The organism is Escherichia sp. KS167_9B, from assembly GCF_030295215.1.
In the GTDB taxonomy this organism is placed as follows: Bacteria; Pseudomonadota; Gammaproteobacteria; order Enterobacterales; family Enterobacteriaceae; genus Escherichia; species Escherichia coli_F.
The window spans coordinates 5,334,582-5,358,450 of sequence record NZ_AP025754.1 but is presented as its reverse complement, the minus strand read 5'-3'; the positions used below and the strand labels follow the sequence as shown (position 1 = coordinate 5,358,450).

The window sequence follows — 23,869 nt, the reverse complement described above, 5'->3', positions numbered from 1 at the left end:
GAAAAACACTTACTAAGGCGTTTTTTATTTGGTGATATTTTTTTCAATATCATGCAGCAAACGATGCAACATTGCCGTGTCTCGTTGCTCTAAAAGCCCCAGCCGTTGTTGTAACCAGTCGACCAGTTTTGTGTCATCTGCCACTGCCATGGTCGTCAGCAATGACATGGCTCGTTCGCGTAAAGCTTGCAGTTGATGTTGGTCTGCCGTTGTGTCACTTTTGGCCGGTTGTTGTATTAATGTTGCTAATTGATAGCAATAAACCATCACCGCCTGTCCCAGATTCAGCGAAGGATAATCTGCCACCATCGGGACACCAGTAAGAACGTCAGCCAAGGCTAACTCCTCGTTAGTCAGCCCGGAATCTTCGCGACCAAACACCAGCGCTGCATGGCTCATCCACGAGGATTTTTCCTCTAACAGCGGCACCAGTTCCACCGGCGTGGCGTAGTAATGATATTTCGCCCGACTGCGTGCAGTGGTGGCGACAGTGAAGTCGACATCGTGTAACGATTCAGCCAGAGTTGGGAAAACTTTAATATTATCAATAATATCACCAGATCCATGTGCAACCCAGCGGGTAGCTGGCTCCAGGTGTGCCTGACTATCGACAATTCGCAGCTCGCTAAACCCCATCGTTTTCATTGCCCGCGCCGCTGCCCCAATATTTTCTGCTCTGGCGGGTGCGACCAGAATAATCGTTATACGCATATTGACACTCTTCTTGACCTAATAACCGCGCACAGGGTGATCATTGTCAACTTATTACGCGGATCGAATTTACAAACCCTTAACGTAAGTCGCAGAAAAAGCCCTTCACTTAACTTAAAAAAGTCTAAACTATTTCCTGACTATACTAATGGTTGAATTGTTAAAAAATGCTACATATCCTTCTGTTTACTTAGGATAATTTTATAAAAAATAAATCTCGACAATTGGATTCACCACGTTTATTAGTTGTATGATGCAACTAGTTGGATTATTAAAATAATGTGACGAAAGCTAGCATTTAGATACGATGATTTCATCAAACTGTTAACGTGCTACAATTGAACTTGATATATGTCAACGAAGCGTAGTTTTATTGGGTGTCCGGCCCCTCTTAGCCTGTTATGTTGCTGTTAAAATGGTTAGGATGACAGCCGTTTTTGACACTGTCGGGTCCTGAGGGAAAGTACCCACGACCAAGCTAATGATGTTGTTGACGTTGATGGAAAGTGCATCAAGAACGCAATTACGTACTTTAGTCATGTTACGCCGATCATGTTAATTTGCAGCATGCATCAGGCAGGTCAGGGACTTTTGTACTTCCTGTTTCGATTTAGTTGGCAATTTAGGTAGCAAACATGCAGACCCCGCACATTCTTATCGTTGAAGACGAGTTGGTAACACGCAACACGTTGAAAAGTATTTTCGAAGCGGAAGGCTATGATGTTTTCGAAGCGACAGATGGCGCGGAAATGCATCAGATCCTCTCTGAATATGACATCAACCTGGTGATCATGGATATCAATCTGCCGGGTAAGAACGGTCTTCTGTTAGCGCGTGAACTGCGCGAGCAGGCGAATGTTGCGTTGATGTTCCTGACTGGCCGTGACAACGAAGTCGATAAAATTCTCGGCCTCGAAATCGGTGCAGATGACTACATCACCAAACCGTTCAACCCGCGTGAACTTACTATTCGTGCACGCAACCTGCTGTCCCGTACCATGAATCTTGGTACTGTCAGCGAAGAACGTCGTAGCGTTGAAAGCTACAAGTTCAATGGTTGGGAACTGGACATCAACAGCCGTTCGCTGATCGGCCCTGATGGCGAGCAGTACAAGCTGCCGCGCAGTGAGTTCCGCGCCATGCTTCACTTCTGTGAAAACCCAGGCAAAATTCAGTCCCGTGCTGAACTGCTGAAGAAAATGACCGGCCGTGAGCTGAAACCACACGACCGTACTGTAGACGTGACGATCCGCCGTATTCGTAAACATTTCGAATCTACGCCGGATACGCCGGAAATCATCGCCACCATTCACGGTGAAGGTTATCGCTTCTGCGGTGATCTGGAAGATTAATCGGCTTTACCACCGTCAAAAAAACGGCGCTTTTTAGCGCCGTTTTTATTTTTCAACCTTATTTCCAGATACGTAACTCATCGTCCGTTGTAACTTCTTTACTGGCTTTCATTTTCGGCAGTGAAAACGCATACCAGTCGATATTACGGGTCACAAACATCATGCCGGCCAGCGCCACCATCAGCACACTGGTTCCCAATAACAGTGCGCTATCGGTAGAGTTGAGCAGTCCCCACATCACACCATCCAGCAACAACAGCGCGAGAGTAAACAACATGCTGTTGCGCCAGCCTTTTAATACCGCCTGCAAGTAAATACCGTTCATTAACGCCCCTATCAGGCTGGCGATTATCCATGCCACGGTAAAACCGGTATGTTCAGAAAGCGCCAGCAAGAGCAAATAAAACATCACCAATGAAAGCCCCACCAGTAAATATTGCATCGGGTGTAAACGTTGATCGGTAAGCGTTTCAAAAACAAAGAAGGCCATAAAAGTCAGCGCAATCAGCAAAATAGCGTACTTAGTCGCCCGATCCGTTAATTGGTATTGATCGGCTGGCGTCGTCACTGCGACGCTAAACGCCGGGAAGTTTTCCCAGCCGGTATCATTACCTGAAGCAAAACGCTCACCGAGATTATTAGCAAACCAGCTGCTTTGCCATTGCGCCTGAAAACCAGACTCGCTGACTTCCCGTTTGGCTGGCAGAAAATCACCTAAAAAACTGGGATGCGGCCAGTTGCTGGTTAAGGTCATTTCGCTATTACGCCCGGCAGGCACCACAGAAAGATTGCCGGTACCGCTTAAATTCAGCGCCATATTCAGCTTCAGGTTCTGCTTGCGCCAGTCCCCTTCGGGTAAAGGGATATGCACGCCCTGCCCGCCTTGCTCTAACCCGGTGCCGGGTTCAATGGTCAGCGCCGTTCCGTTAACGTCAGGCGCTTTCACCACACCAATACCACGCGCATCCCCGACGCTAATCACAATAAATGGCTTGCCTAAGGTGATATTTGGCGCGTCGAGTTCGCTAAGACGCGAAACATCGAAATCGGCTTTTAGCGTTAAATCACTGTGCCAGACCTGACCGGTATAAATCCCAATCTTGCGTTCTTCCACGTTCTGATTGCCATCAACCATCAATGACTCAGGTAACCAAAAATGGATAAAACTTCGTTTCCGCTCCACGGTTTTATCCTCTTCCTGCACCGTATAAAGCTCGGTCACAGGAATAGCGATGAGCGGCCCAACGAGTTTTTGCGGCCCGCTGGTACTTTGGCGAATCGCATCTTCCACATCGCTACGATAATCGGCACGTTCGACAATCAGCTGCCGAATCAGCATTATCGGAATCAACAACAGCAATACTGCACCAAACAGGGTGGTCATTTTCCAGAACAGGGGGGATTTCAACATAGTCTTCTCCTTTGCAATGGCAGCAGGATACGAAGGCTATGTGGGAAGAATTTGAAGCTATGTGAAGTGACGGTGAAGTCGAAGCGAGGCCAGCACGCCACCTTCCTGCACGTTGTGCAGCGTGACTTCGCCGTTAAACAAACGGGCGACCTCACTGGCGAACGCCAACCCCAGACCACTACTTTTTTGCCCATTCGCACGCGGCAAAGAGTAAAAGCGCTCAAAAACACGCGACAGGGCGTAGTCAGGAATACCACTACCGGTATCCAGCACCTTAAGCGTAACGTGTTCATGATCCACTTCAGCGCTTAGCGTTATACGACCGCCCTCGGGGGTAAAATCGATGGCGTTATCCAATAAATTCCCCAGCGCCTGCTCCAGTAACGCCGATTCAGCAGCAACGTTAACCTCTGTGGGCATAACATGTAGAGTGATGTTTTTTTCCGCCAACTGCACGGTGCGCGCTTCGCTGATGCGGCGAAATAATGCCGCCACATCAACAGCAGTCAGAACGACTTCCTGACGATTCTCCAGTCTTGCCTGGCGTAGTAACGTTTCCACCAGCGCCTGCATTCGCGCATTTTGTGTCAGAATGTTGTCAGTAAAACGAGCCACCACTTCCGGCGGCGGACCTTCGCGTAAAATTTCCGCCGCACCACGAATCGCCGCCAGTGGGCTTTTTAGCTCATGAGTTAACGCATAAACATACTGCTCAATATAGTTTTTCCCTTCCAGCTTCACGCGCATACTTTCCAGCGCCTGAGCGAGTTTACGCAGCTCGCTACTACCGAGATCGGGGAGAGGAACGGGCTTATTGTCAGTGACAGAATCAGCATAGCGAGTGAGCCGGGCAATGGAGCGGTTGATCCACCAAACCATGCCTGCGCCAATCACCAGTGCAATCCCCAACAAAATGGCGCTGGCCCATAAAATTCGCCGCTCGCTGCGCTTAATGACCGGAGCCATCGCCGCGTTCGGTTTGCCTACGCTCAAAACGCCAATAAGCCGCGAGCCGTCCATAATCGGCGCGGCAACATACATCACAGAACTTTCGGGATCGGCAGGATTTTGCAACGTGCTGCGCGCACCATACTGACCACGCAACGTTAGCCAGACGTCATTCCAGCGCGAATAATCCTGTCCAACGGCTTTATTTGCCGAATCGAACAATACTTTGCCCTGCGCATCGGTCATATAGACATGATATTCATTGCGCACTTTGTTAATGCCACCGATATTGGCGCGAAACGGCCGATGTTGTAGCTGATTAAACGCCTGCGCCAGTTGCCCATGCGTTGGGTCCCCAGAGAGCAAATCGGGACGCGCCAGCTCCGCCAGCAACGTTGCGGTGTCGATCAACGTCCCCTCCGTTGCTCTTCGCACGCCCGGTTTAACTTCTTTGACAAAAATTGCCAGTACGAACCAGGCCGCCACTGCCACCAGTAAAAAATAGCCCAGCAACAACCGCATGCCGATACGCATTACAGTCCCCTCAGGCTATATCCCATGCCGCGATGAGTATTAATCGGGGAAAGATCGGGGTTAATGGCGCGCAGCTTGGCACGCAGCGTTTTAATGTGGGTATCGACGGTGCGATCGTAGGTGTCCTGCGCATCTTCCCATACGCTATCCATCAGTTGCTGGCGGGACCAGACGCGGCCCGGTGACTTGAGTAACGTCTTCAACAATAAAAACTCATACCGAGTCAGCGCTAATGGCGTGTCAAACCAGCTGATCTGCGCCGCGGGTTCATTCAATTCAAAATGTCCAATACGGATGACGGGAGACGGCGTCGAGAACTTCTTCACCCGACGCAGTAAGGTGCGCACCCTGGCGCACACTTCGCGGGGTGAAAACGGTTTAGCCACGTAGTCGTCAGCACCAATTTCCAGCCCAAGCAGGCGATCGACCTCTTCACTTCGGGCCGTCAGGAACAGTACAGGTAACGCCGGATGGAGCGCCAGTAACTGGCGGCACAATTCAAAGCCGCTAATATCCGGCAGACCAACATCGAGAATCATGACGTCGGGTACCTGCTGGCGAGCTTTATCCAGCACCGGCAAGCCTCGCTCAAAGACCTCGACGGCAAAACCTTCCTGCTGCAACATGTAGACCAGCGTGTCGGCGATCCCTTGCTCGTCTTCTACTAACCAGACCGTTTCCCGTTGCATAAATCGCCTCTGTTATTGCCGCCACGGCATGACAGGAACCGCGCTAATCGCGTTTTTCGGCGAACCTTCTACAACTTTGTCGGAGTAAGCCAGATAAGCGAGCGCGTTGCGTTTGGCATCATAAAAGCGCACGACCTGTAACGACTTAAAGACCAGGGACGTGCGTTTTTTGAAAACTACCTCGCCCTGAGCTTTGCCGTTTTTAATACGATCCGACAGTTCAATCGGCCCGACTTGCTGACAAGAAATAGCCGCATCGGAAGTATCTTCCGCCAGGCCCAATCCCCCTTTAATACCGCCGGTTTTCGCCCGGCTCACATAGCAGGTGACATTTTTCACATCGGGATCGTCAAAGGCTTCCACAACAATTTTGTGATCAGGGCCGATCATTTTAAATACAGTGTCGACCGAACCAATCTCTTCTGCATGAGCCAACGGCCCCAGCATTATCAGGCTTAAAGACAGAATCAAATGCTTGTATTTCATATTGTTACCATTTTTATCTATTACATGAGCAATTAGTTCACCACGATAAATAACATATTGATTAAGAACAAAATCTCAATACTTTTATTTCCGTCAAGCCCTAAAACATACGCTACTAAGAAAAAAACACTGAATGCTAAAACAGCAAAAAATGCTATTATCCAATTACCTGATGTCAGGTGCTCGTTGTTGAAAGGATGAGGATATTTTATGGATCAGGCCGGCATTATTCGCGACCTTTTAATCTGGCTGGAAGGTCATCTGGATCAGCCCCTGTCGCTCGACAATGTAGCGGCGAAAGCAGGTTATTCCAAGTGGCACTTACAGAGAATGTTTAAAGATGTCACTGGTCATGCTATTGGCGCGTATATTCGTGCTCGTCGTTTGTCGAAATCGGCGGTCGCACTACGCCTGACTGCGCGTCCAATTCTGGATATCGCGCTGCAATACCGCTTCGACTCTCAACAGACATTTACTCGCGCATTCAAGAAGCAGTTTGCCCAAACTCCTGCTCTTTACCGCCGTTCTCCTGAATGGAGCGCCTTTGGTATTCGCCCGCCGCTGCGTCTGGGTGAATTCACCATGCCAGAGCACAAATTTGTCACCCTGGAAGATACGCCGCTGATTGGTGTTACCCAGAGTTACTCCTGTTCGCTGGAACAAATCTCTGATTTCCGCCATGAAATGCGTTATCAGTTCTGGCACGATTTTCTTGGCAACGCGCCGACCATTCCGCCTGTGCTCTACGGCCTGAATGAAACGCGTCCGAGCCAGGATAAAGACGACGAGCAAGAGGTGTTCTATACCACCGCATTAGCCCAGGATCAGGCAGATGGCTATGTATTGACCGGGCATCCTGTGATGCTGCAAGGCGGTGAATATGTGATGTTTACCTATGAAGGTCTGGGAACAGGCGTGCAGGAGTTTATCCTGACGGTATACGGAACGTGCATGCCAATGCTTAACCTGACGCGCCGTAAAGGTCAGGATATTGAGCGATACTACCCGGCAGAAGATGCCAAAGCGGGAGATCGCCCAATTAATCTGCGCTGTGAACTGCTGATTCCGATCCGTCGTTAACGCTGCAGCTCATCTAATGCAGGGGCGTCCAGATGCGAGATGTCCCCTGCGGTTTCAACCACCCAGCCAGACGCCAGCCACAAGCTTTCCTGATAATCCACGCGCGAAATAGAACAGTTACGCAGACGTAAGCGACGCTCTGCCCATGCTGGTAATCCGAGAATCGTACTCACCAGGCATCCCAGTGCAATACCGTGGCTCACCAGCAGCGGTCGGCTTCCCTGCGGTAATTCCCGACAAGATTCCAGTGCCGCATTGACACGATCGCTGAGCTCCTGCATAGACTCGCCTTCAGGAATACGTCCGTCGACAGTGCCATTGACCAGTTGGCGACGCCAGTTTTCTTCTTCTTCGGTGAGTGAATCGATATTTCTTGTTTCCAGTACACCCATATTTAATTCACGCAGGCGAGAATCAAAGATGATGTCACAGCCGCAGGCCTGGGCGATGATTTCCGCCGTGCGGCGGGTGCGCCCTAAATCGCTACTGATGATATGCGTAATGCCAAGCTCTTTGGCACGGGTCGCCACCTGCATCGCCTGTTGCTCACCTTTGGCAGTCAGCGGGCTGTCAGACTGGCCCTGAATACGTCGCTCGGCGTTCCACTGCGTTTCACCGTGGCGGACTAGGTATACCTGTAACATGCTTTTTTTCCGTATACTGCTGTAACGTTAATTTTCTGAGTAATGCTGATTATGCACCAAGTTGTCTGTGCGACCACCAATCCCGCTAAAATTCAGGCCATTCTGCAGGCATTTCACGAGATCTTCGGCGAAGGATCCTGCCATATTGCATCCGTTGCCGTCGAGAGCGGTGTACCGGAACAGCCCTTTGGTAGTGAGGAAACGCGCGCTGGCGCACGAAATCGGGTGGCAAATGCTCGCTGTTTACATCCAGAGGCTGATTTTTGGGTGGCGATTGAAGCAGGGATTGATGGTGACAGCACCTTCAGTTGGGTGGTGATTGAAAACGCCAGCCAGCGTGGCGAAGCGCGTTCGGCAACTTTGCCGTTGCCTGAGGTGATTCTGGAGAAAGTGCGTGAAGGCGAGGCGCTCGGCCCTGTGATGTCGCATTATACCGGCATTGATGAAATTGGCCGTAAAGAAGGTGCAATCGGCGTATTTACCGCCGGGAAGCTCACTCGCGCCAGCGTCTATCACCAGGCGGTGATCCTGGCGCTGAGTCCGTTTCATAATGCCGTGTATCAGTGATCTTTCAGCAACACCTCTTCCAGCCACTGGCGCAGCTCGACAGGCGCGGCTTTCAGACTGTTAGATCCACGCGTAATCGTCGCGATGCCAGCGCCGAGTTCATTTTTCAACTCACGCTGGCTCATTTCGCCGCGCAACAGCTCTTCGACAATACGCACGCGAGTCCCCAACGCTTCGCGCTCATCTGGCGTCAGCATCAGGTTTAACAACGGTAAATGGAGATCGTTTTGGTAGGCATTCTTAAGCAGGTCGACAAAACGTAACCACTCCTGGTGACGCTGTTCTGCCATCGCTGCTGAATAGGGTGATTGTTGGGCCATAATATGTCGCCATTGTTAGCGGGGGAAGCAAAATACCTCCCCCGGTTGTACTCGCTAAAGAGTACGATAGCATATCATAAACGTGCGGATCAGTAACGACGTCCCCATTCCGTGGCGCTCATCAACGTTGGTTTATCCCCCATGAAATAGCGGTAGTAAGCGTCATAAGCCAGCACGTTCTTCACATAACCGCGCGTCTCGGAGAACGGAATACTCTCGACAAATGCCACTGCGTCGATACGACCAGCGCTATTGCCAAGCCAGGTGCGCACTCGTCCAGGTCCGGCGTTATAAGCTGCTGAGGCGAAAATACGGTTATTGCCAAACTGCTGATAAACATATTGCAGGTAACTGGTGCCGATGTTGATGTTCGTTTCCGGATCCAGCAATTGCCCAGGGCTGCTGTAGCCAGGAATAGAGAACATCTTCACCGTATGGGTCGCCGTACCAGGCATAATCTGCATCAGCCCGCTGGCCCCTACCGGTGACTTCACTTTCGGATTCCAGGCACTCTCCTGACGGGCAATCGCCATCGCATAGCTTTGCGGGATCTCCTTACCGCTGGTGTAACGTTTGAAAAGATCGTTGTAGGCCAGCGGGAATCGCTCTTCCAGATGATCCCACAACTTCCCGGCGATCGTCGCCTGAACGCTGAGATCCCACCATTGGTTGTTGAAAGCATACCGTGCCAGCTGTGCCTGCTCTGTTTTTGACTTGCTCTTCACCAGATTGGCCCACTCGCTACGCGCGGTGTTATCGAGATTCCAGTACATCAACTCGCGCACGCGCGCCATCTCCGGCCCCTGAGTCAGAGTGCTGTCAACATTCTGCGGCGCTTTATCAATCTTCAGCTCATACTCTTCGCCGATGCGCTGTGCAGCAACCATCGGGTAGAAACCACGCTGTTGCATAAGTTGATGCAGAATCTCTTTCGCTTCAGCTTCACGTCCGCGTTCCAGCAATAAATCGGCCTGCCAGTAACGCCATTCATCTTTCTCTTTCGCTTCCATCGGCAAACGCGCCAGCCAGGTATTCAGGCCACGCCGATCGCCAGTACCAAGCGCCATCCGCACTCGGCGTTCAATCAACGAGGTGGATTGCGAGCGCATAATGGCGTCATCGCGCCATTTCGCCTGCTCGTCGGTGACATCGTTGCCCATCAAACGCCAGGCGACGATATCGCGCAGTTCCTGAATCTGATCTTCATTAAGCTGCTGTGCCTGAGCAAGCGATGGAATCATCAGCCGTGCATTTTCAGCATCCTGCCGCGCCACGCTGGCAAACGCCACCGCCGCCATTTGACGGGTAAAATCGGTCGCACCGGTTGTACGCGCGAAGGTCAGTACCGTATTAGGGTTGTTCGCCAGAGAAATAATCGCCGAGGCGATAGTCTGGTAATCAGCAGGCATCTGCCCTGCCAGCACTGTCACCAGGCCTGTGTTACCCGCTTTCATCGCCAGACGGATACGCTCCAGATACGCCAGCGGATCTTGTTTGCCTGACGCACGCCAGACGCTAAATAACTTGTCACAGGCGTTAGGCTGGCTCTTGCCGGTTAGCCACAGCTCTTTCGCCCCTTGCCAGGCTTCTTCACTCTGCCCGGTGTTCCATTTCGCATAGTAGTAATTACATTGCGCTTCGGTAGTTCCGGGCTTTTCCGGGCTAAAGGCTAACAAGCCACGCCAGTCTTCACGCCGCGCCAGTTCATTGACGAAACGAGATTGCAGCGTGCGAGCGGGAGGAAGCGTGGGGTTAGCGCGAACAAAGTTAGTGACCGTCACCGCCGGTTGATTCATCAGGTCATCGGTGATCTGGCGGTATTCCAGATAGGGATAAAGTGGATAATCCTTCAATCCAGGCATCATTTGTTCGACCACATCCATTTGTCGATTATCCCAGGCCTGCTTAATTTGCGCGTAACGGCTACGCTGCTCATCCAGTGAGTCGGCTCGCGCCACGCTGCTGACCGTCAGCAGACAGACACCGACAGCCAACAGCCGCCAGGTAACGTGTTTGGCTTTTTCCACAAGCGCATCCTCTAAGTGTCAATACATCAATGCAGCGTCATGCCGCGTAATAGATTTATGCTAACCAGTCATTGCCGTTTACGCCACGTTACGGACACTTTTTTACTTTTACTGCGAGGGTGATCGACCGGCTGGGATTAGATAAGGAAACAGGCTACACTTCGCCTTTGAAAACTCATCATCACGATAAACATAGAGGCGAAGTCCAACGTGGCTCAATTCGTTTATACCATGCATCGTGTCGGCAAAGTTGTTCCGCCGAAACGTCATATTTTGAAAAACATCTCTCTGAGTTTCTTCCCTGGGGCAAAAATTGGTGTCCTGGGTCTGAACGGCGCGGGTAAGTCTACCCTGCTGCGCATTATGGCGGGCATTGATAAAGACATCGAAGGTGAAGCGCGTCCGCAACCGGATATCAAGATTGGTTACCTGCCGCAGGAACCTCAGCTGAACCCGGAACACACCGTGCGTGAGTCCATTGAAGAAGCGGTTTCTGAAGTGGTTAACGCTCTGAAACGTCTGGATGAAGTGTATGCGCTGTATGCCGATCCGGATGCCGATTTTGACAAGCTGGCCGCTGAACAAGGCCGTCTGGAAGAGATCATTCAGGCTCATGACGGTCATAACCTGAACGTTCAGCTGGAGCGTGCGGCTGATGCGCTGCGTCTGCCGGACTGGGACGCGAAAATCGCTAACCTTTCCGGTGGTGAGCGTCGTCGCGTGGCGTTGTGCCGCCTGCTGTTGGAAAAACCAGACATGCTGCTGCTCGACGAACCGACCAACCACCTGGATGCCGAATCCGTAGCGTGGCTGGAACGCTTCCTGCACGACTTCGAGGGCACCGTGGTGGCGATTACCCACGACCGTTACTTCCTCGATAACGTTGCAGGCTGGATCCTCGAACTTGACCGCGGTGAAGGTATTCCGTGGGAAGGTAACTACTCCTCCTGGCTGGAGCAGAAAGATCAGCGTCTGGCGCAGGAAGCTTCACAAGAAGCAGCGCGTCGTAAGTCGATCGAGAAAGAGCTGGAGTGGGTACGTCAGGGAACTAAAGGCCGTCAGTCGAAAGGTAAAGCACGTCTGGCGCGCTTTGAAGAGCTGAACAGCACCGAATATCAGAAACGTAACGAAACCAACGAACTGTTTATTCCACCTGGACCGCGTCTGGGCGATAAAGTGCTGGAAGTCAGCAACCTGCGTAAATCTTACGGCGATCGTCTGCTGATTGATGATCTGAGCTTCTCGATCCCTAAAGGGGCGATCGTCGGGATCATCGGTCCGAACGGCGCGGGTAAATCAACCCTGTTCCGTATGATCTCTGGTCAGGAACAGCCAGACAGCGGCACCATCACTTTAGGTGAAACGGTGAAACTGGCATCTGTCGATCAGTTCCGTGACTCAATGGATAACAGCAAAACCGTTTGGGAAGAAGTTTCCGGCGGGCTGGATATCATGAAGATCGGTAACACCGAGATGCCAAGCCGCGCCTACGTTGGCCGCTTTAACTTTAAAGGGGTTGATCAGGGTAAACGCGTTGGCGAACTCTCCGGTGGTGAGCGTGGTCGTCTGCATCTGGCGAAGCTGCTGCAGGTTGGCGGCAACATGCTGCTGCTCGACGAACCGACCAACGACCTGGATATCGAAACCCTGCGTGCGCTGGAAAACGCCCTGCTGGAGTTCCCGGGCTGCGCGATGGTTATCTCGCACGACCGTTGGTTCCTCGACCGTATCGCCACACACATTCTGGATTACCAGGATGAAGGTAAAGTTGAGTTCTTTGAAGGTAACTTTACCGAGTACGAAGAGTACAAGAAACGCACGCTGGGCGCAGACGCGCTGGAGCCGAAGCGTATCAAGTACAAGCGTATTGCGAAGTAATGCGTAAAATGCCGGATGCGGCGCGCCAGCATCGCATCCGGTAATAGTTAAATGATTAATGGGAGGCAAGTTCCCGGAAAAAGGCAGGATTTTCTTTAATTGTGGCAAGTACTTTTGCAGCCAATCCCGTAGGATTTCTTCGCTTCGATTCCCAGCTTTTAATGGTATCCACACTGGTTCCCAGAGCTTTTGCCATCTCACTTTGCGAAACGTTGAGTTGCTCACGAATAGCTTTAACATCCGCAATTTCGTAGCGGGTCACCCGTGCAGGTTCTTTTAAACCTTGTTTAATCTCGACAGCCTCTTCCAGAGAGGTTTTCAACTCATCAAAAAAACTCATTTTATACCTCACCTTTGAGCAGTTTCGTCAACTTCTTTAGTTGAGCTTTTTCCGTATCTGTCAGACTGTCTTTGGCATTCTTCGGATAGGCCATAATCAAATAAATAATCTCTTCCGTCGCCAGAAAGTAAATTATTCTGACACTACCACTTTTTCCCTGTGAACCCGCAGCCATTCGGACTTTACGCAATCCACCAGTCTGCTGAATGAGATCACCTTTATCGGGAGTTCCGATGAGTTCTTTTTGCAATTCCTTTAATTCATCATCGGTTGCAATCTGCTTGATCTGACGCGTAAACATTGGCGTCTCTATAAATATTATCGCCTTGCCCATTACCCCTCCCTGGCAGGTACATTGTACACCAAAATGGAGTACTAAGTACACTTTTGAATCAGTAATATCACTCAACATCTTATAAAGATGATTATCCCTGCTCCCCCATCATCTCCCGCACCAGCTCCACGCAGCGCAGGAAACGGCTGTCGTAATCGTCCTCTTCAACCCGCACAAATTCGATATTGTTCTTTTCCAGCATCTCCACCAGCAAGTTCTGGAACTCTTTGCGATCCACCGAACTGCCGAGACTGCGTAAACCATCCGCCACCCACGGCGTGTTGTTCTCCAGCAGAATCACCAGATCGAAACGGTATTCATCGATCAGCGCCTGTACGAACGGATGCTCGCGCCCTTCGTACTTTTTGCAGAACGCCTGAGTTGTCACAAAATCGGTGTCGATAAACGCCACTTTATTGGCATATTTTACTGCAAAATCAATATATTGAGCGTGTCCAAGTGCGATTTTATCGTAGTCGGAATACTGCAATGCAATCTCATCGCCGCCAAGATGCGAAAAGACATAATCGCGACCATATTCCCATGCACTGGTAGTGTTGAAGATATTGGCAAGTTTGTTTACCAGGGTGGATTTACCGCTCGATTCGCCGCCGAGGATCGCCACGGTGCGCACAAAGAACGGCTTCACTTCGGTAGGAATATATTCCCAGTAGCGGAACGGATTTTCGCGGATCTGCGCACCACTGATACTCATAAAAGTACGTTTCGGATCGACCAACACCGTTTCGATCCCCAGATGTTCCATATACTGCGGCGCGTCGGCTTCTTCCGAGGTGTAGATCAGATCCGGTTGGATCCCTTTTTCAGCCATAAACTTTTTGATGCCGTTGCTCCACACATCCCAGCCATGCGGATACGGCTCCATGCCCTCTTCGTTGAAGGCATGAATGCGAATATTTTTCTGATATTTAAAAGTTTGCAATAACCAGCGCAGACGATCCGGCACCGTGGGCTGCTGCGACATGGCGCTATCTTCGAACAACGCGCGGTCGCGGGTATCGTCAAAGCCCATAATGATATGCAGTTCGTCAACCTGACTACAGGCACGCTGGATAAGGTAGATATGTCCGGTATGCAGCGGGTAAAACTTACCGAATACAACACCAATAGTTTTCTTCTGCCGGGGAAATTCAAGTCCCAAATAACGGTGCAACGCCTCCAGCTTTTGCGCGCTGGGGCTTTTAATTTTGGCATTCAGTAACTGGCTTAAATACCCTTTGGTCATACCGCTGGCATCAGCCACCTGCTGTAGCGTACAGCCCTGTTGCTTGATGGCAGTTTTCAGATAATCAAATGACGACATATCTCCCTCCGTATCTCTCATTATAAGTCGTCGAACACGCTAAGCGCGTCGGAGAGTTTTTTAACGCCAAAAATCTGCATCCCTTCCGGCGCTTTTTTCGGCACGTTGGCTGCCGGAACAATCGCCCGCCGAAAACCATGTTTCGCCGCTTCAGAAATCCGCTCCTGGCCGCTGGGCACCGGGCGGATCTCCCCTGCCAGCCCGACTTCACCAAACACCACCAGATCCTGCGGTAGTGGTCTGTCGCGCAGGCTGGAAACCATCGCCAGCAGTAACGCTAAATCGGCACTGGTTTCGGTTACCTTCACGCCACCGACCACGTTAACAAACACATCCTGATCGGCCATTTGCAACCCACCGTGACGGTGAAGCACCGCCAGCAGGATTGCCAGACGGTTTTGCTCCAGCCCTACTGCCACGCGGCGTGGATTCGCCATCATCGAGTGATCGACCAGCGCCTGGATCTCCACCAGCAGCGGACGCGTTCCTTCCCACACCACCATCACTGAGCTGCCGGAGGTCACTTCATCGCCGCGACTTAAGAAAATTGCCGAAGGGTTACTGACTTCACGCAGTCCCTGTTCAGTCATCGCGAAGACGCCCAGCTCATTCACCGCGCCGAAACGGTTTTTATGGCTGCGTAAGGTGCGGAAACGGGAATCGGCATCGCCATCCAGAAGCACCGAACAGTCAATACAGTGTTCCAGCACTTTAGGGCCAGCCAGCGAACCATCTTTGGTTACGTGCCCCACCATGACAATCGCCACACCGCGCGTTTTGGCGAAGCGCGTCAGATAAGCCGCCGTTTCACGCACCTGTGCCACGCTGCCAGGCGATGACTGAACATCCGCCATATGCATCACCTGGATGGAGTCAATGACCATCAGCTTCGGTTGCTCTTCTTCGGCAATCAGGCAGATCTGTTCGATGCTGGTTTCCGACAACATATTGAGATTGTCAGTCGGCAGGCCGAGGCGATGAGCGCGCATTGCCACCTGTTGCAGCGACTCTTCGCCAGTGACATATAGCGTTTTCATCTGCTGCGCCAGTTTGCACAGCGTTTGCAGTAGCAGCGTGGATTTCCCCGCGCCTGGGTTACCGCCAATCAGAATAGCGCTTCCTGGCACTACGCCACCGCCTAATACGCGGTCGAACTCTTTAAATCCGGTGGAAAAACGCGGCAACTCCTCAAGGCTGATATCGGAAAGTTTCTGGACTTTTGCCACCCCGGCGCTACCGGCATAGCCACTGAGACGCTCGTTACGCGCCACCGTTGGCGACGCAGCAAGACGCACCTCGGTGATGGTGTTCCAGGCATGGCAGGCGCTGCACTGCCCCTGCCAGCGCGGATAATCGGCCCCGCATTCATTACAAACAAAGGCGCGTTTTGGAGCTTTTGCCACGGTGTACCTCGTTAATGCTGTGCCGCCCGCAGGATGACGGGCGGGCAATTACTTCTGATTCAGGCTGCCAGAGAGGATGCAGAATACCCCCATCAGGTCAGCGTGACGGATGGTGACTTCCGTCTTTTCATTCACTTTTGGCTTGGCATGGTAGGCAATCCCCAGACCTGCCGCTTTGATCATCGGCAGGTCGTTGGCACCATCGCCAATCGCCACGGTTTGCGCCAGCGGGATTTCATACTCCTGCGCCAGGCGGGTCAGGGTTTTCGCTTTATACTGAGCGTCTACAATGTCGCCAATCACATTACCGGTAAATTTACCGTCCATGATCTCCAGTTCATTGGCTACTACGGCGGTCAGGCGCAGCTTATCGCGCAGGTATTCGGCAAAGAAGGTAAAACCGCCGGAGGCAATCGCCACTTTCCAGCCCAGCGTTTCCAGCTTGAGTACCAGTTGCGTTAAGCCTGGCATCAGCGGCAAATTTTCACGCACCTGTTGCAGAATATTGGCGTCAGCGCCTTTCAGCGTTGCCACTCGACTGCGCAAGCTGGCAGCAAAATCGAGTTCGCCGCGCATCGCCCGCTCGGTTACTTCCGCCACCATCTCGCCGGTTCCGGCCAGTTTGGCAATTTCGTCAATACATTCAATCTGAATGGCGGTGGAATCCATGTCCATCACCAGCAGACCTGGCGTGCGCAGATGCGGAATTTTCCCCAGCGGCGCGACATCCAGTTGTGCTTCATGGGCCAGGCGCGTAGCCCGGGCGGTAAGCGAACCTGCCAGACGAATCACCTGATAATCTTCCACGCACCAGGCGGCAACAATCACCATCGCCGCGCCCAGTTTGCTCTGGTATTGGGTCAGACGTTGTTTATCCAGCCCACGACCATACAGCAGCCAGCCGCTACGACCTGCGTGGTAATCCAGTGGCATTACTTCATCACCACTTAATGAAAGAGGCAGACCAGGCCATAAAGAGACATCTTCAGGCAGGTCGCACCAGGTAATGTTAGGCATTAAGGCTCCTGTAAAATCGTTCGAAGCAGGGAAAATAACGCATGAGGCTACCTTGTATCCATTGCTTCTGGCAACATTAAGTCTCAAATTTTCAAAGGGTGGAAGATGGCTCGCACAAAACTGAAATTCCGGCTGCATCGGGCAGTGATTGTCCTGTTCTGTCTTGCCTTGTTAGTGGCGCTGATGCAGGGGGCATCATGGTTTAGTCAAAACCACCAGCGACAGCGTAATCCGCAGCTGGAAGAACTGGCCCGCACCCTGGCGCGGCAGGTGACGCTGAACGTTGCGCCGCTGATGCGTACCGACTCGCCGGATGAAAAACGTATTCAGGCGATCCTCGATCAGTTAACGGATGAAAGCCGCATCCTCGACGCGGGCGTGTATGACGAACAAGGCGATCTTATCGCCCGTTCTGGCGAAAGCGTCGAGGTGCGTGACCGGCTGGCGCTCGACGGTAAAAAAGCGGGCGGCTATTTTAACCAGCAGATTGTCGAACCCATTGCAGGGAAAAATGGTCCGCTTGGCTATCTGCGCCTGACGCTCGACACCCATACGCTCGCCACCGAAGCTCAACAGGTGGATAACACCACTAACATTTTACGCCTGATGTTGTTGCTCTCGCTGGCAATCGGCGTAGTGCTGACCCGCACGCTGCTACAGGGTAAACGCACCCGCTGGCAGCAATCCCCCTTCCTGTTAACCGCCAGCAAACCGGTGCCGGAAGAGGAAGAAAGCGAGAAAAAAGAGTGACCCATTACTACAAGAAAGGAAATCGTTATGTCCACATTACGCCTGCTCATCTCTGACTCTTACGATCCGTGGTTTAACCTGGCGGTGGAGGAGTGTATTTTTCGCCAGATGCCCGCCACGCAGCGCGTTTTGTTTCTCTGGCGCAATGCTGACACCGTGGTGATTGGTCGCGCGCAGAACCCGTGGAAAGAGTGTAATACCCGGCGGATGGAAGAAGATAACGTCCGCCTGGCGAGGCGCAGTAGCGGTGGCGGCGCGGTGTTCCACGATCTCGGCAATACCTGTTTTACCTTCATGGCTGGCAAGCCGGAATACGATAAAACGATCTCCACCTCGATTGTGCTCAATGCACTGAACGCGCTCGGTGTCAGCGCCGAAGCGTCCGGACGTAACGATTTGGTGGTGAAAACCGCCGAAGGCGACCGTAAAGTCTCAGGCTCGGCCTATCGCGAAACCAAAGATCGTGGCTTCCACCACGGCACCTTGCTACTCAATGCCGACCTTAGCCGCCTGGCAAACTATCTCAACCCGGATAAAAAGAAACTGGCGGCGAAAGGCATTACGTCGGTACGTTCCCGCGTGACCAATCTGACCGAATTGCTGCCGGGAATTACCCACGAGCAGGTTTGCGAAGCCATAACCGAGGCCTTTTTCGCCCATTATGGCGAGCGTGTAGAAGCGGAAATTATCTCCCCGGACAAAACGCCGGACTTGCCGAACTTCGCCGAAACCTTTGCCCGCCAGAGTAGCTGGGAATGGAACTTCGGTCAGGCTCCGGCGTTTTCGCATCTGCTGGATGAACGCTTTACCTGGGGCGGCGTAGAACTGCATTTCGACGTCGAAAAAGGCCATATCACCCGCGCCCAGGTGTTTACCGATAGCATCAACCCCGCACCTCTGGAAGCTCTCGCCGGACGACTGCAAGGCTGCCTGTACCGCGCGGACATGCTGCAACAAGAGTGTGAAGCGCTGTTGGTTGACTTCCCTGAACAGGAAAAAGAGCTACGGGAGTTGTCGACGTGGATAGCGGGAGCGGTACGGTAACTCGCTGATTAAAATATCCAGGGAAGGAAATATGATCGATCTGAAGAACCAGGAACGGGAGATTATCAATTTAATGTTCAGCCAGGGTATATCCTGGCTAACCGCCGTGCGTATCAGGCATAAACTATCACTTGCTGAAGTTAGTAAAATGTTGGGTATCTCGATTAATTCTCTAAAACAAATCGAAAAGACGGAACGGCTTAGTTCAAACATCAAAAACAAAATGGCAGGAATTTATGGTTGTCCGCCAGAGTTGCTGATATGCCCTTACTGGATGACGGCTGAACATAAATGAATAGATTCGTGAATAGATACTCGAATGGATTTAATTTTCTATCCATATGAAAAATAATAGTAAATCTATAAATCAGTCGCTATTGATGAATAGATACTAAAAAGCCGGAGCGGTCTCCCGCTCCGGCTTCACACGACAATCGCCTTTCAGCGAAACACAATTACTCTTTATCGCCCAGCAGAACGGATTCCAGTGCGATTTTGATCATGTCGTTGAAGGTAGTCTGACGCTCAGCGGCAGTGGTTTGCTCGTGAGTGCGGATGTGGTCAGACACGGTGCAGATGGTCAGGGCTTTCGCGCCAAACTCTGCAGCCACGCCGTAGATACCAGCCGCTTCCATTTCCACGCCGAGGATGCCGTATTTTTCCATCACGTCGAACATTTCGCCGTCCGGAGAGTAGAACAGGTCAGCGGAGAACAGGTTACCAACGCGAGCATCAATGCCCAGTGCTTTAGCTGCATCTACTGCGTTACGCACCATGTCGAAGTCAGCGATAGCGGCAAAGTCATGGTCTTTAAAACGGATGCGGTTAACTTTGGAATCGGTGCAGGCACCCATACCAATCACTACGTCACGCAGTTTTACGTGCGGCAGAACTGCACCACAGGAACCAACGCGAATGATTTTCTTCACGCCGAAATCGGTGATCAGTTCTTTAGTGTAGATGGAGCAGGACGGGATACCCATACCGTGGCCCATTACAGAAATTTTGCGGCCTTTGTAAGTACCGGTGAAGCCCAGCATACCGCGAACGTTGTTCACTTCACGAGCATCTTCAAGGAAAGTTTCAGCAATATACTTCGCACGCAGCGGGTCGCCTGGCATCAAAACTACGTCAGCGAAATCGCCCATTTCTGCATTAATGTGTGGAGTAGCCATCATTTTATCCTTTTTGTGACATATTAAAGGCGGAGTCACTGCTCCGCCCAAATCCATCAGAACATGGCTTTGCCATATTCCATATCAGAAGTACCAAAATATTTTGCCAGAGTCTGGCCGATATCTGCGAAAGTTTCACGGTGCCCCAGCGAACCCGGTTTTACTTTCGGGCCGTAAACCAGTACCGGAATGTGTTCACGGGTATGGTCAGTACCGGTCCAGGTCGGATCACAACCATGGTCAGCAGTGAGGATCAGGATGTCGTCATCGCGCAGCAAAGACATCAGCTCTGGCAGACGGCGGTCGAACAGTTCCAGACCCGCAGCATAACCGGCGACGTCGCGACGGTGGCCCCAGGAAGAGTCGAAGTCAACGAAGTTGGTGAAGACGATGGTGTTATCACCCGCTTCTTTCATCTCTTTGATGGTGGCGTCAAACAGCGCGTCCAGGCCGGTCGCTTTCACTTTTTTGGTGATGCCGCAGTTAGCGTAGATGTCTGCAATTTTACCGACAGAAACCACCTGGCCGTGTTTTTCATCAACCAGTTTCTGCAGCACGGTCGGTGCTGGCGGTTCAACAGCCAGGTCATGACGGTTACCGGTACGCTGGAAGTTACCGGCTTTGTCGCCGATAAACGGACGAGCGATAACACGACCGATGTTGTAGCCGCCGTTGGTCAGCTCTTCACGGGCGATTTCGCACAGTTCGTAGAGTTTATCCAGGCCAAAGGTTTCTTCGTGGCAAGCAATCTGGAACACTGAGTCAGCGGAGGTATAGAAAATCGGCTTGCCGGTTTTCATGTGCTCTTCGCCCAGCTGATCCAGAATGACCGTACCGGAAGAGTGGCAGTTACCGAGGTAACCCGGCAGATTAGCGCGCTCGACCAGTTTATCCAGTAGCTCTTGCGGGAAGCTGTTTTCGTGATCGGAGAAGTATCCCCACTCAAACAGAACCGGGACACCGGCGATTTCCCAGTGACCAGACGGGGTGTCTTTACCGGATGACATTTCGTGCGCCCATGCGTACGCGCCGATAACTTCAGCGTTGCCGTCCATTCCCGCCGGAATGAAACCGGTAGAACCTTCGTGTGCTTTCGCCAACCCCAGACGGGTCAGATTTGGCAGATTGAGCGGGCCTTTACGACCATTATCAGCTTCGCCTTTGGCACAAGCTTCTGCGATATGACCCAGGGTGTCAGCCCCGACGTCACCAAAGCGTTCTGCATCTTCTGTAGCGCCGATGCCGAATGAGTCCAGCACCATAATAAATGCACGTTTCATATGTTCTCCGTACTCAGTGCTTCAAATTTAAATGATCAGATCAGTATACCGTTATTCGCTGATACGGCGATAGACAGTCGGTGTGCTTTCCGGTGCTTTATCGGCAAGTTTAATTGCCGCTTTCACCGCTTTCGCCGCTTCCTGCCAGCTGTTTTCGTCTTTCGCGTGGATAACCGCCAGCGGACGCTGACCGTCTACCTGGTCGCCCAGACGCGCCATATCAGTAAAGCCGACGCTGTAATCGATGGTGTCAGATGCCTGACGGCGACCGCCGCCCATTGCAACCACTGCCATTCCCAGCGCGCGGGTATCCATTTCACTGACAAAACCTTCGGTATCAGCATAGACTGCTTTCGTCAGCATCGCTGTCGGCAGATACTTCGCGTAGTTCTCAACGAAGTCGGTCGGGCCTTTTTGTGCTGCCACCATACGACCAAAGACTTCTGCCGCTTTACCGTTGTCCAGCACCGCCTGCAATTTCGCGCGCGCTTCGGCGTCATCTTTCGCCAGTTTGCCGGAGGTAAGCATCTCCACGCACAGTGCCATCGTGACATCAAACAGACGCGGGTTACGATACTCACCCGTCAGGAACTGCACCGCTTCACGAACTTCAACCGCGTTACCTGCACTGGAGGCCAGCACCTGATTCATATCGGTGAGCAGCGCGGTGGTGCGCACGCCAGCACCGTTAGCCACGCCAACAATCGCTTCGGCAAGGGCTTCAGAGAGTTCGTAGGTCGGCATAAACGCGCCGCTACCCACTTTCACGTCCATCACCAGCGCGTCCAGACCTTCCGCCAGTTTCTTCGCCAGGATCGAGGCAGTGATCAGCGGGATGGAATCCACGGTTGCGGTAATATCGCGGGTCGCGTAGAAACGTTTATCTGCCGGAGCCAGTGAACTGGTCTGGCCAATAATCGCCACGCCGACGTCTTTAATAATTTCGCGGAAACGGTTGTCATCCGGGAAAATGTCGAAGCCAGGGATGGATTCCAGTTTGTCGAGCGTACCACCAGTATGGCCGAGGCCGCGACCGGAGATCATCGGAATATAGCCGCCGCAGGCAGCGACCATTGGCCCCAACATCAGCGAAGTCACATCGCCGACGCCGCCGGTCGAGTGTTTATCAACAATCGGGCCATTCAGATGCAGGCTTTTCCAGTCGAGAACGGTTCCTGAATCTCGCATCGCCATCGTCAGCGAGACACGCTCCGGCATTGTCATATCGTGGAAGAAAATGGTCATCGCGAGGGCGGCAATCTGCCCTTCGGAGATAGTGTTGTCGCGAATGCCGTTGATAAAGAAGCGAATTTCTTCATCGCTCAGCGCATGACCATCACGTTTTTTACGAATAATTTCTTGTGCGAGAAACAAGGTAACCTCCCGTGGAATAAGTTTGAAGGCGTTGTTGCCAGATGGCGGATGTTGTTATTGCCTGATGCGATGCTGACGCATCTTACAAGGCCTACACGGCACTCGACCCGTAGGCCGGATAAGGCGTTCGCGCCGCATCCGGCATCCACCCTCTGGCAAAAGGCAGCTTAGTAGCTGCTGGCGCTCTTACCGTCGCCGTGGCCCAGCGCTTTCAGCAGGCTTGCCAGCAGGCTGGAAGCACCAAAGCGGTAGTGACGCGCATCTGCCCAGTCAGCACCGAACAGTTCATCTGCAATCGCGAGATATTTCTGCGCATCTTCCGCAGTACGCACGCCGCCCGCAGGTTTGAAACCAACGGTTTTCTCTACGCCCATATCACGGATCACTTCCATCATGATGCGCGCGCTTTCCGGCGTCGCGTTCACTGCAACTTTACCGGTAGAGGTTTTGATGAAATCAGCACCCGCTTTAATGGAGATTTCAGACGCTTTGCGGATCAGCGCTTCGTCTTTCAGTTCGCCGGTTTCGATGATCACTTTCAGCAGTACATTCGCTGCCGCGCAAGCCTCTTTACAGGCTTTCACCAGGTCAAAACCAACCTGCTCGTTACCCGCCATCAGCGCACGGTACGGGAACACCACATCAACTTCATCGGCACCGTAGGCGATTGCCGCGCGGGTTTCGGCCAGCGCGATTTCAATATCGTCGTTACCGTGTGGGAAGTTGGTTACCGTAGCGATACGGATTTCCGGGGTGCCCTGCTCTTTCAGCGTTTTGCGAGCAATCGGGATAAAGCGAGGATAGATACAGATAGCGGCGGTATTGCCGACCGGAGTTTTGGCCTGATGACACAGAGCGATCACTTTCTCATCGGTGTCGTCGTCATTCAGGGTGGTCAGGTCCATCAATTTCAGTGCACGCAGGCTGCTTGCTTTCAGATCAGTCATTTCATTCTCCTGGCTTGTCGCCAATAAAATTCACCTTGCGAGTTTGTTAGTATTCTAACATCGACTCCGCAACACACTTCGATATACATCACAATTAAGGAAATCTACTTACAAAATTGCATTACTGTAATGCGATCTGGTTCAAATAATTCACTTTCAAATGAATGCGTCAGTGGTGGCAAACGCATCAGGATCAAAGTGAACATCACGAAACTTCTTACAATGGCGCATCAC

General features: G+C 52.1%; 25 protein-coding genes. 7 read left to right on the top strand and 18 right to left on the bottom strand.

Features of this window, described 5'->3' with window-relative positions; translation table 11 throughout:
- Positions 1-24: 24 nt before the first annotated feature.
- Positions 25-711 (bottom strand): tRNA/rRNA methyltransferase, encoded by a 687-nt coding sequence (locus tag QUE34_RS26595; protein ID WP_103253532.1) that lies wholly within the window; start codon positions 709-711, stop codon positions 25-27.
- A 399-nt stretch (positions 712-1,110) separates the two neighbouring features.
- Positions 1,111-1,251 carry a YjjY family protein gene (yjjY, locus tag QUE34_RS26590; protein WP_001303782.1) on the bottom strand — a complete coding sequence of 47 codons (141 nt, stop codon included), beginning with the start codon at positions 1,249-1,251 and terminating at the stop codon, positions 1,111-1,113.
- A 95-nt stretch (positions 1,252-1,346) separates the two neighbouring features.
- Here yjjY and arcA point away from each other — a divergent pair, with 95 nt between their 5' ends.
- Positions 1,347-2,063, top strand: coding sequence for a two-component system response regulator ArcA (gene arcA / locus QUE34_RS26585; RefSeq protein ID WP_001194358.1), 717 nt, complete (start codon positions 1,347-1,349; stop codon positions 2,061-2,063).
- 58 nt (positions 2,064-2,121) lie between these two features.
- Here the strand turns inward: arcA and creD are convergent, their stop codons facing one another.
- From creD to creA, 4 genes are read right to left on the bottom strand one after another with little or no spacing between them, the layout of a single operon-like run.
- On the bottom strand, positions 2,122-3,474 hold the full coding sequence (gene creD / locus QUE34_RS26580) for a cell envelope integrity protein CreD (protein WP_103253531.1): 1,353 nt from the start codon (positions 3,472-3,474) through the stop codon (positions 2,122-2,124).
- A 57-nt stretch (positions 3,475-3,531) separates the two neighbouring features.
- Positions 3,532-4,956, bottom strand: a complete 1,425-nt coding sequence (gene creC / locus QUE34_RS26575; RefSeq protein WP_103253530.1) for a two-component system sensor histidine kinase CreC — start codon at positions 4,954-4,956, stop codon at positions 3,532-3,534.
- Positions 4,956-5,645, bottom strand: a complete 690-nt coding sequence (gene creB / locus QUE34_RS26570; protein WP_001188671.1) for a two-component system response regulator CreB — start codon at positions 5,643-5,645, stop codon at positions 4,956-4,958. Before creB ends, creC begins: the two co-directional genes overlap by 1 nt.
- A gap of 12 nt (positions 5,646-5,657) precedes the next feature.
- Complete coding sequence (creA, locus tag QUE34_RS26565) at positions 5,658-6,131, bottom strand: protein CreA (protein WP_000875487.1); 474 nt, start codon at positions 6,129-6,131, stop codon at positions 5,658-5,660.
- A gap of 210 nt (positions 6,132-6,341) precedes the next feature.
- On the opposite strand from creA, the gene robA reads away from it, so the two are divergent.
- On the top strand, positions 6,342-7,211 hold the full coding sequence (robA, locus tag QUE34_RS26560) for an MDR efflux pump AcrAB transcriptional activator RobA (RefSeq protein ID WP_000371666.1): 870 nt from the start codon (positions 6,342-6,344) through the stop codon (positions 7,209-7,211).
- Here robA and gpmB read toward each other — a convergent pair.
- The gene (gene gpmB, locus QUE34_RS26555; RefSeq protein WP_000942351.1) at positions 7,208-7,855 is read right to left on the bottom strand and encodes a 2,3-diphosphoglycerate-dependent phosphoglycerate mutase GpmB; all 648 of its coding nucleotides are present in this window, start codon (positions 7,853-7,855) and stop codon (positions 7,208-7,210) included. The genes robA and gpmB overlap by 4 nt on opposite strands.
- Positions 7,856-7,906: 51 nt before the next feature.
- Here gpmB and yjjX point away from each other — a divergent pair, with 51 nt between their 5' ends.
- Positions 7,907-8,422: an inosine/xanthosine triphosphatase gene (gene yjjX / locus QUE34_RS26550; RefSeq protein ID WP_032183253.1), complete on the top strand. Its 516-nt coding sequence runs from the start codon at positions 7,907-7,909 to the stop codon at positions 8,420-8,422.
- On the opposite strand, the gene trpR is transcribed toward yjjX, so the two are convergent.
- Together trpR and sltY are read right to left on the bottom strand one after the other, a co-directional pair.
- Positions 8,416-8,742 (bottom strand): trp operon repressor, encoded by a 327-nt coding sequence (gene trpR / locus QUE34_RS26545; RefSeq protein WP_000068678.1) that lies wholly within the window; start codon positions 8,740-8,742, stop codon positions 8,416-8,418. The genes yjjX and trpR overlap by 7 nt on opposite strands.
- An 89-nt stretch (positions 8,743-8,831) precedes the next feature.
- Entirely contained in the window at positions 8,832-10,769 is a 1,938-nt protein-coding gene (sltY, locus tag QUE34_RS26540) for a murein transglycosylase (protein ID WP_000409431.1), read from the bottom strand.
- 210 nt (positions 10,770-10,979) lie between these two features.
- Here sltY and ettA point away from each other — a divergent pair, with 210 nt between their 5' ends.
- The gene (gene ettA / locus QUE34_RS26535) at positions 10,980-12,647 is read left to right on the top strand and encodes an energy-dependent translational throttle protein EttA (RefSeq protein WP_000046749.1); all 1,668 of its coding nucleotides are present in this window, start codon (positions 10,980-10,982) and stop codon (positions 12,645-12,647) included.
- A 55-nt stretch (positions 12,648-12,702) separates the two neighbouring features.
- On the opposite strand, the gene nadS is transcribed toward ettA, so the two are convergent.
- The 5 genes from nadS to serB form a co-directional block, all read right to left on the bottom strand.
- Entirely contained in the window at positions 12,703-12,987 is a 285-nt protein-coding gene (gene nadS / locus QUE34_RS26530; protein WP_000007436.1) for a NadS family protein, read from the bottom strand.
- Between the two features lies 1 nt (position 12,988).
- Positions 12,989-13,321 (bottom strand): type II toxin-antitoxin system RelE/ParE family toxin, encoded by a 333-nt coding sequence (locus tag QUE34_RS26525; RefSeq protein ID WP_000513551.1) that lies wholly within the window; start codon positions 13,319-13,321, stop codon positions 12,989-12,991.
- 91 nt (positions 13,322-13,412) lie between these two features.
- Positions 13,413-14,645: a multifunctional transcriptional regulator/nicotinamide-nucleotide adenylyltransferase/ribosylnicotinamide kinase NadR gene (nadR, locus tag QUE34_RS26520; RefSeq protein WP_103253529.1), complete on the bottom strand. Its 1,233-nt coding sequence runs from the start codon at positions 14,643-14,645 to the stop codon at positions 13,413-13,415.
- Positions 14,646-14,665: 20 nt separating this feature from the next.
- Complete coding sequence (gene radA, locus QUE34_RS26515) at positions 14,666-16,048, bottom strand: DNA repair protein RadA (protein WP_001029698.1); 1,383 nt, start codon at positions 16,046-16,048, stop codon at positions 14,666-14,668.
- A gap of 48 nt (positions 16,049-16,096) precedes the next feature.
- Complete coding sequence (serB, locus tag QUE34_RS26510) at positions 16,097-17,065, bottom strand: phosphoserine phosphatase (protein WP_001132947.1); 969 nt, start codon at positions 17,063-17,065, stop codon at positions 16,097-16,099.
- Positions 17,066-17,170: 105 nt separating this feature from the next.
- Here serB and QUE34_RS26505 point away from each other — a divergent pair, with 105 nt between their 5' ends.
- Genes QUE34_RS26505 through QUE34_RS26495 form a run of 3 tightly spaced genes read left to right on the top strand, consistent with a single transcriptional unit; the run spans position 17,171 to position 19,154 of the window.
- A complete protein-coding gene (locus QUE34_RS26505) occupies positions 17,171-17,815 on the top strand; it encodes a YtjB family periplasmic protein (protein WP_000124615.1) in 645 nt (214 codons plus the stop codon).
- Positions 17,816-17,842: 27 nt separating this feature from the next.
- Positions 17,843-18,859, top strand: coding sequence for a lipoate--protein ligase (lplA, locus tag QUE34_RS26500; protein WP_105268437.1), 1,017 nt, complete (start codon positions 17,843-17,845; stop codon positions 18,857-18,859).
- 31 nt (positions 18,860-18,890) lie between these two features.
- Positions 18,891-19,154, top strand: coding sequence for a helix-turn-helix domain-containing protein (locus QUE34_RS26495; RefSeq protein ID WP_000566247.1), 264 nt, complete (start codon positions 18,891-18,893; stop codon positions 19,152-19,154).
- A 160-nt stretch (positions 19,155-19,314) separates the two neighbouring features.
- On the opposite strand, the gene deoD is transcribed toward QUE34_RS26495, so the two are convergent.
- The 4 genes from deoD to deoC all read right to left on the bottom strand — a co-directional run bounded on the left by deoD (position 19,315) and on the right by deoC (position 23,635).
- Positions 19,315-20,034, bottom strand: coding sequence for a purine-nucleoside phosphorylase (deoD, locus tag QUE34_RS26490; protein ID WP_000224877.1), 720 nt, complete (start codon positions 20,032-20,034; stop codon positions 19,315-19,317).
- Between the two features lie 56 nt (positions 20,035-20,090).
- Positions 20,091-21,314: a phosphopentomutase gene (gene deoB, locus QUE34_RS26485; protein ID WP_000816471.1), complete on the bottom strand. Its 1,224-nt coding sequence runs from the start codon at positions 21,312-21,314 to the stop codon at positions 20,091-20,093.
- 51 nt (positions 21,315-21,365) lie between these two features.
- A complete protein-coding gene (gene deoA / locus QUE34_RS26480; RefSeq protein WP_000477829.1) occupies positions 21,366-22,688 on the bottom strand; it encodes a thymidine phosphorylase in 1,323 nt (440 codons plus the stop codon).
- Positions 22,689-22,855: 167 nt separating this feature from the next.
- Entirely contained in the window at positions 22,856-23,635 is a 780-nt protein-coding gene (gene deoC / locus QUE34_RS26475; RefSeq protein ID WP_001295412.1) for a deoxyribose-phosphate aldolase, read from the bottom strand.
- Positions 23,636-23,869: the final 234 nt, after the last annotated feature.